This window comes from Flavobacterium cellulosilyticum (genome assembly GCF_004349355.1).
In the GTDB taxonomy this organism is placed as follows: Bacteria; Bacteroidota; Bacteroidia; order Flavobacteriales; family Flavobacteriaceae; genus Flavobacterium; species Flavobacterium cellulosilyticum.
Map to the genome: position 1 here is coordinate 1 of NZ_SMFK01000012.1, position 14,148 is coordinate 14,148.

A 14,148-nucleotide genomic window follows, 5' to 3' on the forward strand; every position below is an offset into this window, starting at 1 on the left:
CGATGCCAGCACAATTTTTAATAATTTTTTCTAAACTACTCATCGCTCAATGAATTAATGAAATAGAAATAGGCTCAAAATATACTAAGTGAAAAGATATTACTACCATGGGGGAAATTCATTAGAATAGAACTCACCAATATTGCTTAATATAATATTTTGAAACAAAACTCGAACTCAGGTAATTAACACTAATTGATTTACTGCTACACTGCCTAATTCTAATTCAGATTATACACAAAGATAACGTCATTTTATATTGCTTTTTTTTGAAAAAAAATTACACCTCGAACTGACGATATATTTACTATTTTAGAAGTTCCAGGTCTTGGAGTTTTCTTCCTAGTTCATCGTCTGCTGTTAGTTTTAGGAAATCGTCTTGTAGCCCTAGTACTCTTAATACATTGAAATAAGCTCCCCTTGCCACGCTAGAATTTCCGAACTCGATTTGTAGCGTTGACCTAGAGATATCTGCTCGTTCAGCTACTTTTACCATATTGAACTTTCCCCTTTTATGAGCCATCTTTATGTTTTCTCCCATTTGTTCTAGTACTTTGTCATTCTTTGGAAAAACGGTTTGTTTTTAGTTGTCATTCTCAACAATGTTCGTTATTATGTACAAAAACAGCAATTAGGTTTGGAATAACGGACATTTTTTCTTTTTTAATTATTTTATAATAATACTATTTAAAAAGGTTTATGGTAAAAACCGATGTCGTAAAATCCTTTTTTTTTGTTTCCAATTTGAATAGGTACGGATTATAAATTAGCGAGAACTGGTATCAGGTAAAAGACTAAAGTATATAGCGATAAAAAAATGCTGCAACTATAAATTATTCCATAATTTTGTAGTGTATTAATTAACTAGCTTCTTGAAATCATACTATGAGCAATCCTTTTTCTGACAGCGACCAAATTGGAATAGCACGCACTTTTTCTGAACTTATAAATACGGATTTTAATGGAGAAATGAATGCCTTATGCTGGTGCCGAGATTTGGATGGTGATTTTGCAGCTATTGTCAGTCAACTGCAATTAAAAGAAAATATAACGGAAGTTGATCCTAAAGACCTTTTGGCACTCCAACTATCAGAAAAGGGGAATATAGCAAGGGAAATTATCTTAAATGATTTGCAATTATTAACCGATTTCGGAGCTTCCCCTTCACTTAATTTGCTCAAATGTTACGAACGCGATGATGAATTTGATTTCATCTCCACTGATGTGTATTCGTTTCATGTTGATCGTTCGCCCATTGCAACGGATACTTTTTTATGTACCTATCACGGAGTGGCAAGTGATATTATTGCTAATGATCAAGCGGAACAAAAAATGCTGATTCCTGAAATTCGAAAAAAGCTTAAAGAACTGCACAACGGCCCATCGGAGGAATTTGAAAACTTTTTAGCGGAAAATTATTTTGATTTGCATTATCAGGCGAAACCCAATGCTGCGCCAATTAATTTAGGATTAGGACATCTTTGGCGCCTAGCGGTGGATCATCCAAAACAACAGGTGCTTCCTTGTATTCACAGAGCTCCAATTGAAAAGGAAGGGGAATATCGTTTGTTGTTGATTTGCTAAAAAAGTTAGTTCCAGTTTTGAACAATAGTCAGGAAGGAGAATTTTAATTTATGGAATCGTCTTTTGGCTTTGTAATTTCAAAAAAGTAAAAAATAATGAAAGATTGAAATGGGTTGTTAGTCATGGGATAGAAATAGTTTTTTATGCTACAACTGCTAAGGTTGGGCTGTTTAATGATGAGAAATTATTAAATCGTGCGACTTTAGATAAATCTTGTACTTGTTTTTGCGGAGTTTTTGAAAAGGTGGGAGGTATAGCAAAATAAATCGTCAGAATAGCGATATTGTGCCAGGTTCTATTTTAGTTGCCACTAAATTGACTTCATAAGGATATGCAAATTCATTGACAGAAGCATGATCTAGCCATTTACTTTCATCTTCGGGTTTTAAGATTATTGGCATTCTTTTTTTGATGTTGTGGATTTCTGCCATAAGTGTATTGGCTTTTGTAGTGACAATCGTATAAGTCCCTCGTATTTCTCCTGTAGTTTTATCTGTCCAATGGGAGTACAATCCTGCATAAGTATACAAATCGTGATTGCCAATACCTATTTCATATTTAGTTTTGTTCTTTCCCTTTGTATCATGCCATTGCCATTCGTAAAAACCATTTGCTATTACCAAACATCGTTTGTTTATACTGTCTTTAAAAGATGGTTTTTCGTCTAATGTTTCGATTCGTGCATTTAAAGTCATTTTTTGAATGCTTTCATCTTTGGCCCATGAAGGTATTAAACCCCAATTGTAATGTATAATTTCAGTTGGGTTTTCATCAATAATGATAGGTGTTTCAGGAAACTCGAAGCCATTAAAATGTTTCGAAGGTTTGAATTTATCCAAATCTTTTATTTTTGCTTTAAAACGGGATTCTACTTCTTTAGGGAATTTAGTTTGTTCAGAATGAAAGCACATACTTATTAATTTTAAATTAGTAGTTACTATCAAAGTTAAAGATTATTATTGATTTAATAGCGCATTTTATGCCTTGGCAGGTTAATTTCATGCTCTTGCGGATAGGGTGCTCGATGCGTGCTACTGACATCTTCTTTGATTTGTTGTTGTGTTCGATATTGATCCTTAGCATCCATATACCGAGGGTCAGGGACAAAGGGCATCTTAGCCATTTTGGCTATTGTAACCGTTGGGAAATGATAATCCACTTCTACAAAACCTAATAACAGATAACATCCTCCACCTTGAAAAGGATATTGTAGTAGGTTATCAGGAAAATGGACTGTGTCAAAATAGGTTCCTTCGTTATCAATCCAAGTGCCGAAATACATATTCCCTTTTTTGGTTGGGACTTGCTTTCGCGAAATGAGGTAGGCCAACATCTTCACCTGCTTTTTATGATGAATCACTAAATCTTTGGCCATCACCTCACCACGGTATTTGGTTTGAAGCAAATCAAAAACAGTACATGAAACAGGAAAACTCAGCAGCTCGATTTCATCAAAGGCATCTTCATATATTGAGCGTTCTAAATTAGGCAGAGTATATTCTTTAAGGGGTTCTTGCATTAACATTAAATTCTTATTCTCAGGTTTTAAATTATTCAGCAATAAACTCGCTATGACTAAAAGCTGGTTTTTGGTTTTGGCTGTAAATTGAAATGCTCCTATGAATATCAAAATTTTAATACTTTCGATTCCCATCGGGATGCGATTGATAAAATCTTCTAACGAAAGAAAATCTCCATTTTTCTCTCGATCGGATTCTATAAACAACGCCATTTTGCTATCCAAACTTAGTAAATGCATAAAGCCCAGATAGACATCTGTTCCATAAACATTTGTTTCATAATTGCTTTTGTTTACACAGGGATTGTGAACTGTGGCGCCAGCCATTCTTGCTTCGTGAACGTAGACTTCTGTCCGGTAAAATCCTCCTTGATTGTTGATTACCGCCACCATAAACTCTACTGGATAATAGACTTTTAAATACAAACTTTGGTAGCTTTCTACTGCATAAGATGCCGAATGCGCCTTGCAAAACGAATAGCCTGCAAAAGATTCTATTTGGCGGTAAATTTCCTCACTTAGAGTAGGAGGGTGCCCTTTTTGAGCGCATGAGGCAAAGAAATTGTCTTTCACTTTTTGCAAGGCTTCTAGTGATCGTCCTTTTCCAGACATGGCACGACGCAGAATATCCCCATCGGCAGCAGCTAATCCACCATAATGCAAGGCTATTTTGATAACATCTTCTTGATAGACCATAATGCCATAAGTTTCGCCTAATTGCTCTTTGAATACGTCATGAAAGTATTCAAATTGCGAGGGATTGTTATGACGAAAAATGTATTCTTTCATCATTCCTGATTTGGCCACACCAGGACGAATAATAGACGAAGCAGCTACTAATGTTTTATAGTTATCACATTTGAGTCTTCGTAGTAATCCACGCATAGCAGGGCTTTCGATATAAAAACAACCTATTGTTTTGCCTTGTGCCAAATAACTATTGGCTACAGCCTCATTTTTAGAAATAGAAGTATCTCTTATATTAACCCGAATGCCTCTGTTTTTCTCAATTAATTTCACGCTATCGTCAATGTGTCCAATTCCTCTTTGGCTTAAAATATCGAATTTTTCAAAGCCAATATCTTCGGCAACATGCATATCAAAAAGGACGATAGGGAAACCTTTGGGAGGCATTTCCAGTGGTGTGTAATTGGTAATGGGTTCTTCGGATATTAGGATACCACAGGAATGCATACTTCGTTGATTGGGGTATTTTTCGAGCATCATTCCGTAGTCTTGCACCAATTTTACAATGCTGTTCGTTTCATGCAGTTTCATCGGATTTTTAGCCAATAGGTCTAATTCTTCTTTTGGCAATCCAAATACTTTGCCCACTTCTCTGAAAATAGAACGGTATTTGAATTCGACATTGGTACCACAAAAAGCAACATATTCTTTGCCATAGCGATTGAAGATGTATTCTAAAATAACATCTCGTTCTTTCCAACTCCAATCAATGTCAAAATCAGGGGGGCTTTTTCTGTTTTCGTTCAAAAAGCGTTCAAAATACAAATCCAATTCTAGCGGACATATATCGGTAATTCCAAGGCAATAGGCAATGATACTATTGGCACCACTACCTCGCCCGATGTGCATAAATCCTCTACTGTTGCTATATCGGATAATATCCCAGGTGATTAAAAAATAGCCGCTAAATTCTAATTGATCAATGACTTTAAGTTCTTTTTCAACCTGTGCTTTGGCTTGCTGATTTTTTTTGCCATAGCGCCATAACAATCCTTGTTGTGCTAGTGAGGTCAGTAAAGCGATATCAGTCTGGCGATTGTTAGTGTAAAACTTTTTGTTTTTTGGGGTAGTAAAATCAAAGGTGAAATTGCATTCGTTGATTAACTTTTCTGTGTTTTGAATAATTTCGGGATATTCGGCATAGTGTGAAATAAGAAATTCTAAAGGTTGTAACACTTCCGACGTTTTACAATAATCGGCCTCTGTCAATTTTGACAAAAGAACATTGGAATCAATTGCTCTTAGTATTTTATGCAAATTAAATTCTTTTTTGGTTCTAAAAGTTACTGGTTGCAGCACCACCATTTTGGCTATTTTCCTTTTAAGTTCCAAAGTAAAAAGTTTGGAAACTTCCTCTGGACGAAGACCGATAAATTCATTTTCGCGAAGTATTTCAGGAGCGTTTTCTAAGGTATAGATAATGAATACCGAATCGAATTCGGGAGCATAAATAGGCAAGGCTTCCTTACTGAAATTATAGGAAGTAAGGAATCGATTCATTTCAGCAAGTCCATTGGCATTTTTAGCCAAACCGATGTAATGCATTTGATTTTCCGAACGGAATTCCATTCCCACCAAGGGTTTGATGCCAACAGTTTCACAACCTTTTATAAAATCATAAATTCCTGTTACGGTATTAATATCGGTTAATGCCATCGCTTTTACTCCACAAGTTACAGCTTGGCCAATAAGGTCATTAAGGGGGATGGTGCCGTAACGCAAGGAATGAAAAGAATGACAGTTGAGGTACATGGGAATTGTTTAATTGTTTAGAAAAAGTTTAAAAGTTTAAGGGTTTAGTTGTTTTTTAACCACAAATTACACAAATTGTTTTATTCTAAAATTAATTTCACTAATTACATCAAGTCCTTTATTTGTTTAACTTTAAGAGGAATACCATAATTATTTTATATAGTGACAAAGGGATCATCAAAGGCATTTAACGCCTTTTAAAAAAATTAGTGTAACTATTTACCTCAAATAATTTGTGTCAATTTGTGTAATTTGTGGCAAAATAGCAACTGTCTTCAAATTGCAGATTTTCAATCTGTTTTCCAAAACGATTAACAGTCAATCCATAGTGATTCTTTAAATCACAACTTCCTTTTTAAAATTTCGTCTTTGTTGTTTGGTTTAAAAGAAGCTCCTGCACAGCGCATCACGGCATCAAAGCCATACCTACTTTTTATTTTATCCATAGCAGCATAGAGTGACAACATTTCCTCTGTATCTTCGAAAAGATTGATTTGGTATGTTCCTCTCACCAAGCCACTAAAACGAATTCCGATTAATCTCAAACGCATCCGCCGTTGAAAGAGTTTGTCGAATAACTGAACCACGCTTGTGGTCAGAATGTGATCCGCTGAGGTATACGCAATTTTGCACTGTTTCGTTTCGGTGTCGAAATTCGCATATCGAATTTTAACCACTATTGTTGAGGTCAGCCATTGTTCCGATCGCAGTTGAAAAGCCAGTTTTTCTACCATTCCAATGAGAATTGTTTTTAGTTTCACCAAATCGATTGTGTCTTGAGAAAAAGTATGTTCGGTAGATATTGATTTTCTCTCGGTATAAGGTTCCACAGGATTGTTATCAATGCCATTGGCTTTTTTCCAAATCTCGACCCCATTTTTACCAATCATTTGTTGCAATACCTCAGCGGGCATTTCAGAAAGGGTTTGGATGGTTCGAATCCCTATTCTTGACAAAAGCCGAAACGTGACATCACCAACCATAGGTATTTTCTGTATCGATAAAGGGTTTAAAAATGGCTTTACTAAGTGCTCTGGTATTTCGAGATTTTGTTTTTGCTTGCCTTCTCCAGTACCAATTTTTGAAACGGTTTTGTTAATCGATAAAGCAAAGGTTAGGGGGAGTCCTGTTTCTTTAGTAATTTTTTGTGCTAGTTCATCGGTCCATTTGTAACTGCCATAAAATTTATCCATGCCCGTAATGTCGAGGTAAAATTCATCGATGCTGGCTTTTTCGACTATGGGTGCTTTTTCCTGTATGATTTCGGTAATCGTATGGGAATATTTGGAATACAATTCCATATCGCCTTTCATCACTTTGGCTTGAGGGCAAAGCTTTAACGCCATATTGATAGGCATAGCAGAACGAACACCAAAACGTCGTGCTTCATAGGAACAGGAAGCCACCACGCCACGATCACCACCACCAATAATCAACGGAATGCCTTCCAACTGAGAGTTCGTGATTCTTTCGCAGGAAACGAAAAATGTATTCATGTCGAGATGTACAATTGCCCTTGTCATTTTCATTGTTTTGAAACTACAAAATTAGTGCAGACAGTAACTTTTTTTGTTATATTTGTAGTTACAAATTGTAACAAAATAACTATGTCCTTATTTTCAGACAATATCAGAGCCTTACGGGTTAGGAATAAAATTTCCCAAGAAAAATTAGCGGAGCAGTTGCAAATTACTAGAGGTCGTTATGTGAAGTATGAAGACGGTACTTCTGAAGCTCCTTATGATATTCTAAAAAGGATGGCACTTTATTTCCATATCAGTATTGATTTATTGCTTTCTGTCGATGTTCGGAAAATTAATATTGAGGATTTAATTAAGTTGGAAAACAATAGACTTCTATTGCCTATTCAAATTGATAGCAGTGGCGAAAATATTATTGAAGTAGTCACTCAAAAAGTGAAGGCGGGTTATTTAAGCGGTTATGCTGATCCCGAATACATCGAAAGTTTACAACAGATTTCCTTGCCTTTTTTAGGCTCTGGTAAGCATAGAGGATTTCCTGTAGAAGGCGATTCGATGCCTCCACATGAGGAAGGTTCTATTATTGTGGGACGTTATGTAGAAAATCTTGGCGAAGTGCAAGATGGAAAAACCTATATTTTGATTACCAAAAATCATGGAATGGTGTACAAACGACTGAATAAAAACAAAAAGAATACTTTGGTTTTGGAATCTGACAACTCGTTTTATCCCCATTTTGAAGTCAAATTTTCTGAAATTCTAGAAATCTGGGAATACCAATGTAATATTGGAAGAACGGATACCAAACAACCTCTAACCGAAATGGAAAGCTTGAAAGGAATTTTACTGGAATTGAAAAGAGAGGTTTTGGAAATTAAGGGACAAAGGGTGCAATAGTCTTATTGATAAAAGGGAATTTTAAAAGAGTTTGGGTTTCGTTTTATAAAAATCATTGTATTAAATTCTATTACTACAGCATTGTGGGGATAATGTGGGGATATATTGTAAATAAAAAAAAACATAACGCCTTTTTTTACAAGGGTTAGGGTAGTTTTCCTGCAGAGAAAGAGGGATTGATCTTCTATGAAAGACACCAATACAACCAATACTTTACAAAGGATTTTATTTAAGTGACTCCTCTTTATTTGGATACAATTATCTTAATTTCAAAGTAGTTAAAGATAAGGATAATTTCTTGAATATTAAAGCATCATAACTAAAAAATGAACTGGTTATTGAATGTCATGTTTTACTACAATGGTTTAAAAATGGATTGGGTTTTTGACAACATTTTAACCAAAAATCAAGTGGGTTACTTGTTCATATTTTAATCCTTATATAAACAAAACTCTTCGATCGTTAAGAATTCTTTTTCGAGCTTGTTGAGGTCTTTTTTTACTTTTTGCATCAATCTGGTACTTTGACGATAACTCTTTCCGGTTATTGACTGTATTTCTTTTGGATAGATACAAACTCTTTGTTTCTCTATTTTCATACACTATCTATGCCTTTGACTAGGATTTGATTAGCTTTTGACCCGTTCTAAAATAATACAGGTTATTAAATTAATCCTGCTTTAGCTATACAAATATAATTATTGATCCTAAACTTACTATACACTTGCTATTTCATCGTTAAAGTTTTTATTATAGTTCTACCATCTTTTCTTCAAGTTGTATGATTGTAGATGAGCTTGATTTGGGGTTAGATAATCACAACTGGAATGTGGACTTATTTCATAATAGACTTTAATACTTCTCTTTATCTGGTTATAGGTATGTTCAAAATCTAACTGACTACTATGAAGATTCAACGGTGTTTTAATGATCCCGTTTACACGTTCCGCCAATGCATTTTTTAAGGATTTAATTCCTTAACAATCCGTTAACAATATCGTGCCAATTTGATGGTATTGAAAATTGGGGGTATTCCTCTTATTTTGACTCTTATTAGTAAAGGGAAATATTTATGTTGAATTTGAACAGAAAAGAAAAAAAATGTGTAAAATATCTCGTCAATGAAATGTCAAAAGCAGAGCGTTCTGTATTTGAAATTGAACTGTCTTTAGATGATGAACTTCGTGCTGTTTTTGAAAATTATAAAATGATCTGGGTCAGTTATCCCGAATCAAAATTACCAATCCAAGGTAATTCTTTTAATCAAATTAAAAATCAGTATAGAAAACGGAATCGCTCCACAAAGGCCACTTCATTTCTTTTCAGAAAACAGGCGGTTTTTTCTGTTGTATTCATTTTACTTATTTGTTTCGGTTTTTATTTTACCAAAACTACAAGCCACAGATATTTTAATCATAAAATTGCTAAAGTTGGTGAACGCCTTACCGTTTTATTGCCAGACAGTAGTACTGTTGTTTTAAATTCAGGTAGTAATGTTAAGTATTTTAGTGATTTTGGAAATAAAAGGGAAGTTTGGTTGGTTGGAGAAGCCTTTTTTAAAGTAACTCACAATGAAAAATTTCCTTTTATAGTTCATACAGATGCTTACGATGTTAAAGTATTGGGAACAGAATTTAATGTCAATAATAATTCCATTAATAAAATTGTTTCCCTGGAAAAAGGAAAGGTAAAGGTATTGTTTAAAGAGAGTAATGACGAAATCAATCTATTACCAAGTGAAGAGTTGGTCTGGAATTCAAAGACTAAGGTGGTTACCAAAAGAAATTTTGATATTAGTGAAATTTCAGCCTGGAAAGATAATATTCTGCTTTTAGATGATATAAAGCTTGAAGATGCTTTACTTAAAATAAATCAATTCTACGGGGTGCATTTTGTTATCAATGATAATGATATTGCAAATCAGCATATTAAGGGTGCTTTTAAAGATCAAAAAATTGATGAATTTATAACTTCATTAGAGTTTATATCTAATGTGAGTATAATTAAAACCAAGACAAACACCTTTGAAATAAGAAAGTATCATGAAAATTAACCAAATAAAAATCGGTTTTAGCGACGATGTTTCAGATGACTATTTATTTCAGCAAATACGAAATGGCCAGCAAGAGGCGATGGAACTATTCTTCAATAGATATTACACCCGATTGTGTCGTTTTGGACTAGGTTATGAATCGGATTATTGCCTTGTGGAGGAAAAAGTAGCTGATGTTTTTATTGAATTGTGGAATAACAGAAATACTCTTGATAAAATTAGAAACCCTAAATCATATATATATGTAGTAGTAAAAAACAGTTTGAAAAAAGTGCAGAAATTTGAGTTGTTTCATCAACAAATTGATGAAACAAAAGCCATCGATAGTATAAGTACCCCTAGTATAGAGGAAGAGATTATTGACAATGAGCAAAAGGAATTTAATAAGAATATGATTCGCGAAATATTAGATATTATTCCAAAAAAGTCACGTCAAGTCTTCGAACTCAGCAGGATCGACGGGTTAAAGTACAAAGAGATCTCGGAAATTCTAAACATCACTCCCAAAACGGTTGAAAATCATATTGGACTTGCGCTTAAATACATTAGTAAGGCTTTGTTGATAAGACAACAAAGAAGAGTAATTTAAAAAAAATATTAAATAGTGGCAGAAACCATCTTTCCTAAACTCTGTTTCGGATGTTAAAAATTTGAAAATAAATAATCATAAATAATAATGAGAAAAAAAATTATAGTAACCTTATCCTTGTTGCTTCAGTTAACTATTTCGACTAGTTATTCCAATACTTCCAAAAACCTTGAAGTATCCAGAAATATACTTCAAAGCAGAGAAATTAATTTAAACTTAAAAGATGTTTCCATAAAGAAAATCTTTATTCTGATAGAGCAACAAATAAATACCAAGTTTATTTATATGTCAGATCAAAAATTTCTTGAAAATAAAATAACCATTGCCGTCAATACTCAAGATTTAAATCAAGTTTTGGAGGTTTTGAAAACGAAGACCAATCTCGATTTTAAAATCACTAAAAATGGAATTTTGGTAAAAGAACTTAACAATACACAACAAAAAAATGCTCAAGATACGAGAAAAATTATAGGTACAGTTTTAGATGAGACCAATTCTCCTATTCCCGGAGCTTCTGTTTTTATAAAAGATACTGCTATCGAAACCCAAACAGACTTGGAAGGAGGCTTTACCTTAAAGGCGCCTTCAGCAGAGTCTGTATTAATTGTATCTTTCATTGGATTTGAAACAAAAGAACAAATTGTAGGTGATAAAACGACACTTACAATCCAGCTGAAAGAAATCACCAATAATCTACAAGAAGTAGTTGTAATTGGTTACGGAACGCAGCGTAAAAAGGACCTAACAGGTGCGGTTGGCAGTATTAAGAGCCGTGAATTAATGGAACGACCAGCTATTAATGTGGAGCAATCTCTGGCAGGAAAAATAGCAGGGGTAAACGTTTCAACTAATTCAGGACGTCCGGGTGGTAGAACCTCTATTTCTATCCGTGGTTTCAGTTCTATAAATGCCACGAATGATCCATTATATGTGGTTGATGGTATAATATGGACAGAGGGTATCAGTAATCTAAACCCAAATGATGTGGAGTCTATAGACGTACTAAAAGACGCTTCATCAACGGCTATTTATGGTACAAGAGGTTCTAATGGTGTGATCATAGTTACAACCAAGAGGGGAACTAAACAAAGTAGCGAAATTAGATATGACACTTATTTCTCTATAAATCAACTGCCAGCTTCAAGAAACCTAAACGTACTTAATTCTAAAGAATGGCTTTCCCTTGAAGAAGAAGTATATAAGAATGCAAGTAAGTTTGATCCCATAGGTTTTAAAGCAGGCAAATACATCGATCCTGTTGAAAAAAGAAAAGCCTATCTAGCGGGTAATACTTTAGGAAACCGCGAGCTTTTTACCCTAGACACAAATGGGATTCCTCAACCTATATATGATATCGATTGGAGCAAGCAGGTATTCAGGACTTCTTATAGCCAAAACCATAACTTATCCTTTAGCGGTGGGAATGCTAAAACCAATTATGGATTCTATTTGGGCTATGCCGATGATAATGGAATTATTAAAGAAAGTTTTCAGAAAAAATATAATGTGAGAGCGGTAATTGACCAGCAAATGAAAGACTGGCTAAAAGTAGGCGTTACCTTAAGTTATGTAAGGAAAAATGAGGGTGGAGTAGATGACAGTGATGGTTCTTATAATGTGATCCGTAATGTTGTGGAAATGGTTCCTTTTATTCCTTATAAGTATGCAGATGGAACTTATGGCTATGGTGGTGACTATGCAGGTCTTGAAAAATTGGATAACCCCTTGTCTCAGGTTTACGAAAACAATATTCTTTTCAATTCTAACGCCTTTAATGGAAGCAGCTATGCTAATTTTAAAATTTTTAAAGGACTTGAATTTACGTCTACATTCGGTTCAAACATTTCCAATGACATTAATACGAACTTCTCCAGTTCCAAACTTCAGGGCGGAACACGCAAAAATACAGCGCAGATTTCAAGTAATGAATCAAGATTTTGGCAGTTATCCAACAGGTTTAATTATAGCAGAAAATTTAATAATAATCATACAATAAATGCACTATTAGGTACTGAAAAACAAAGATTTAATGTATTGAGTTGGACTGCTGCTACCTCTTCAATGCCTGATGATTACTATTCCTTTTTTAATTTAGGGGCAGGTGCAACCCCTGTGACACCATCCTCATCCACTAACTCTTACCAGATGGAGTCCTATTTTGGCCGTGTCAATTACAATTTAAAAGATAAATACTTATTTACGCTAACCGGCCGCTTTGATGGTTCTTCGAGGTTTGGAAAAAATAATCAATTCGCCTTTTTTCCATCAGCAGCAGCTGCCTGGCGCTTATCTGAAGAAGACTTCCTTAAAAATAATCCGACTATTTCAAATTTAAAATTAAGGGCTAGTTACGGAATAACCGGAAATTCTGAAATTGGTTCCTACCGTTCTTTGGCTAATTTAAGTACTAATGCTTACATTTTTGGCAATACCATGGCATCGGGATCTGCAATTGGCAGGTTAGCAAACCCAGACCTACAATGGGAAAAAACAGCCCAATATGACGCAGGTCTTGAGTTGGGCTTATTTAATGACCGCATTAACTTAGTTGCAGATGTTTATTATAAAAAAACAAGTGATTTATTACTTGATGCCCCAATTCCGGCATCAAGCGGATATAGCACGGTTACTAAAAACATAGGGAATATGGAAAACAAAGGGCTTGATTTTACGATCAACACCATTAATATCCAAAGTAAGGATTTTTCATGGTCAACCTCCTTTAATATCTCTTTTATGAAAAATAAAATTACAGCGTTAGGTGCAAACAACGAAGATATAACTTATGGATTTAAAGGAGGGCAAATACTTAGAGTAGGTCAATCTGTAGGATCAATATTCGGTTATGTGCGTGATGGTATTTATAGTACAGATGAAGCAGAGCAGGCTAAAGCTTATGGTAAACTTGCTGGTGATGTTAAAATCAGGGATTTCAATCAGGATGGAATAATTAATGCAAAGGACCGTGTAATTATTGGTAAGGGGATTCCTGATTTTTATGGCACTTTTGCCAATACCTTTAGTTATAAGAGATTTGATTTAATTATTGAACTGCAGTATTCACAAGGAAATGACATTTTTAACAATACGAGGAACTCAAGTGAAGGAAGGTTCGGCATTGCAAACAATTATTCAACAGTGCTAGATTCATGGAGTCCAACTAATCAGGATGCCGTACTGGAACAGGTAAGGCCTACAGGCTACAGTTATTATATGGATACCCGTAAACTGTCTGACGGATCATTCATTCGTGGGAAAAATATTTCTTTAGGTTATACATTGACACCTTCATTAACTAAAAAACTAGGATTGAGTAGTTTAAGAGTATATGCTTCAGCTCAGAACTTCTTTTTAATAACGAAATATTTTGGGTATGATCCAGAACTAAATAACTATAACACAGCATTCTCACAAGGGATAACGTACACTAATTATCCAAAACCAAAAACCTATATGTATGGGTTATCAGTAAGTTTTTAATCATAAAAATTAAATCTGAATAAGCTTACCGTTTATAAACACTAATG

Annotated in this window: 11 protein-coding genes; 6 read left to right on the forward strand and 5 right to left on the reverse strand. The window is 34.5% G+C overall.

Annotated elements, in window-relative coordinates:
- Positions 1–885 precede the first annotated feature (885 nt).
- Positions 886–1,584, forward strand: coding sequence for a DUF1826 domain-containing protein (locus tag E0F76_RS14630; RefSeq protein WP_132007685.1), 699 nt, complete (start codon positions 886–888; stop codon positions 1,582–1,584).
- Positions 1,585–1,687: 103 nt separating this feature from the next.
- A complete protein-coding gene (locus tag E0F76_RS19375) occupies positions 1,688–1,849 on the forward strand; it encodes a hypothetical protein (RefSeq protein WP_165932713.1) in 162 nt (53 codons plus the stop codon).
- A 4-nt stretch (positions 1,850–1,853) separates the two neighbouring features.
- Here E0F76_RS19375 and E0F76_RS14635 read toward each other — a convergent pair whose 3' ends face one another.
- The 3 genes from E0F76_RS14635 to dinB form a co-directional block, all read right to left on the reverse strand.
- Entirely contained in the window at positions 1,854–2,495 is a 642-nt protein-coding gene (locus tag E0F76_RS14635; protein ID WP_132007688.1) for an SOS response-associated peptidase, read from the reverse strand.
- A gap of 53 nt (positions 2,496–2,548) precedes the next feature.
- Positions 2,549–5,602 carry a DNA polymerase III subunit alpha gene (locus E0F76_RS14640; protein WP_132007691.1) on the reverse strand — a complete coding sequence of 1,018 codons (3,054 nt, stop codon included), beginning with the start codon at positions 5,600–5,602 and terminating at the stop codon, positions 2,549–2,551.
- A 341-nt stretch (positions 5,603–5,943) separates the two neighbouring features.
- Entirely contained in the window at positions 5,944–7,125 is a 1,182-nt protein-coding gene (dinB, locus tag E0F76_RS14645) for a DNA polymerase IV (protein WP_132007694.1), read from the reverse strand.
- 84 nt (positions 7,126–7,209) lie between these two features.
- Here dinB and E0F76_RS14650 point away from each other — a divergent pair, with 84 nt between their 5' ends.
- Entirely contained in the window at positions 7,210–7,980 is a 771-nt protein-coding gene (locus E0F76_RS14650) for an XRE family transcriptional regulator (protein WP_132007697.1), read from the forward strand.
- 430 nt (positions 7,981–8,410) lie between these two features.
- Here E0F76_RS14650 and E0F76_RS14655 read toward each other — a convergent pair whose 3' ends face one another.
- The gene (locus E0F76_RS14655) at positions 8,411–8,578 is read right to left on the reverse strand and encodes a hypothetical protein (RefSeq protein ID WP_246022076.1); all 168 of its coding nucleotides are present in this window, start codon (positions 8,576–8,578) and stop codon (positions 8,411–8,413) included.
- A gap of 159 nt (positions 8,579–8,737) precedes the next feature.
- Positions 8,738–8,953, reverse strand: a complete 216-nt coding sequence (locus E0F76_RS20050; RefSeq protein WP_132007912.1) for an integrase core domain-containing protein — start codon at positions 8,951–8,953, stop codon at positions 8,738–8,740.
- Positions 8,954–9,051: 98 nt separating this feature from the next.
- On the opposite strand from E0F76_RS20050, the gene E0F76_RS14665 reads away from it, so the two are divergent.
- From E0F76_RS14665 to E0F76_RS14675, 3 genes are all read left to right on the forward strand, one after another.
- Positions 9,052–10,032 carry a FecR family protein gene (locus tag E0F76_RS14665; RefSeq protein ID WP_246022077.1) on the forward strand — a complete coding sequence of 327 codons (981 nt, stop codon included), beginning with the start codon at positions 9,052–9,054 and terminating at the stop codon, positions 10,030–10,032.
- Positions 10,022–10,621, forward strand: a complete 600-nt coding sequence (locus E0F76_RS14670) for a sigma-70 family RNA polymerase sigma factor (RefSeq protein ID WP_132007703.1) — start codon at positions 10,022–10,024, stop codon at positions 10,619–10,621. Before E0F76_RS14665 ends, E0F76_RS14670 begins: the two co-directional genes overlap by 11 nt.
- An 87-nt stretch (positions 10,622–10,708) precedes the next feature.
- Positions 10,709–14,101: a SusC/RagA family TonB-linked outer membrane protein gene (locus tag E0F76_RS14675; protein WP_132007706.1), complete on the forward strand. Its 3,393-nt coding sequence runs from the start codon at positions 10,709–10,711 to the stop codon at positions 14,099–14,101.
- Positions 14,102–14,148 lie beyond the last annotated feature (47 nt).

Bases quoted from the DNA above. Each gene is read 5' to 3' on its own strand.
- E0F76_RS14640 (WP_132007691.1), bottom strand. From the start codon at position 5,602: ATGTACCTCAACTGTCATTCTTTTCATTCCTTGCGTTACGGCACCATC.
- E0F76_RS14630 (WP_132007685.1), top strand. From the start codon at position 886: ATGAGCAATCCTTTTTCTGACAGCGACCAAATTGGAATAGCACGCACT.
- E0F76_RS14655 (WP_246022076.1), bottom strand. From the start codon at position 8,578: ATGAAAATAGAGAAACAAAGAGTTTGTATCTATCCAAAAGAAATACAG.
- E0F76_RS14665 (WP_246022077.1), top strand. From the start codon at position 9,052: ATGTTGAATTTGAACAGAAAAGAAAAAAAATGTGTAAAATATCTCGTC.
- E0F76_RS14650 (WP_132007697.1), top strand. From the start codon at position 7,210: ATGTCCTTATTTTCAGACAATATCAGAGCCTTACGGGTTAGGAATAAA.
- dinB (WP_132007694.1), bottom strand. From the start codon at position 7,125: ATGACAAGGGCAATTGTACATCTCGACATGAATACATTTTTCGTTTCC.
- E0F76_RS14675 (WP_132007706.1), top strand. From the start codon at position 10,709: ATGAGAAAAAAAATTATAGTAACCTTATCCTTGTTGCTTCAGTTAACT.
- E0F76_RS14635 (WP_132007688.1), bottom strand. From the start codon at position 2,495: ATGTGCTTTCATTCTGAACAAACTAAATTCCCTAAAGAAGTAGAATCC.
- E0F76_RS14670 (WP_132007703.1), top strand. From the start codon at position 10,022: ATGAAAATTAACCAAATAAAAATCGGTTTTAGCGACGATGTTTCAGAT.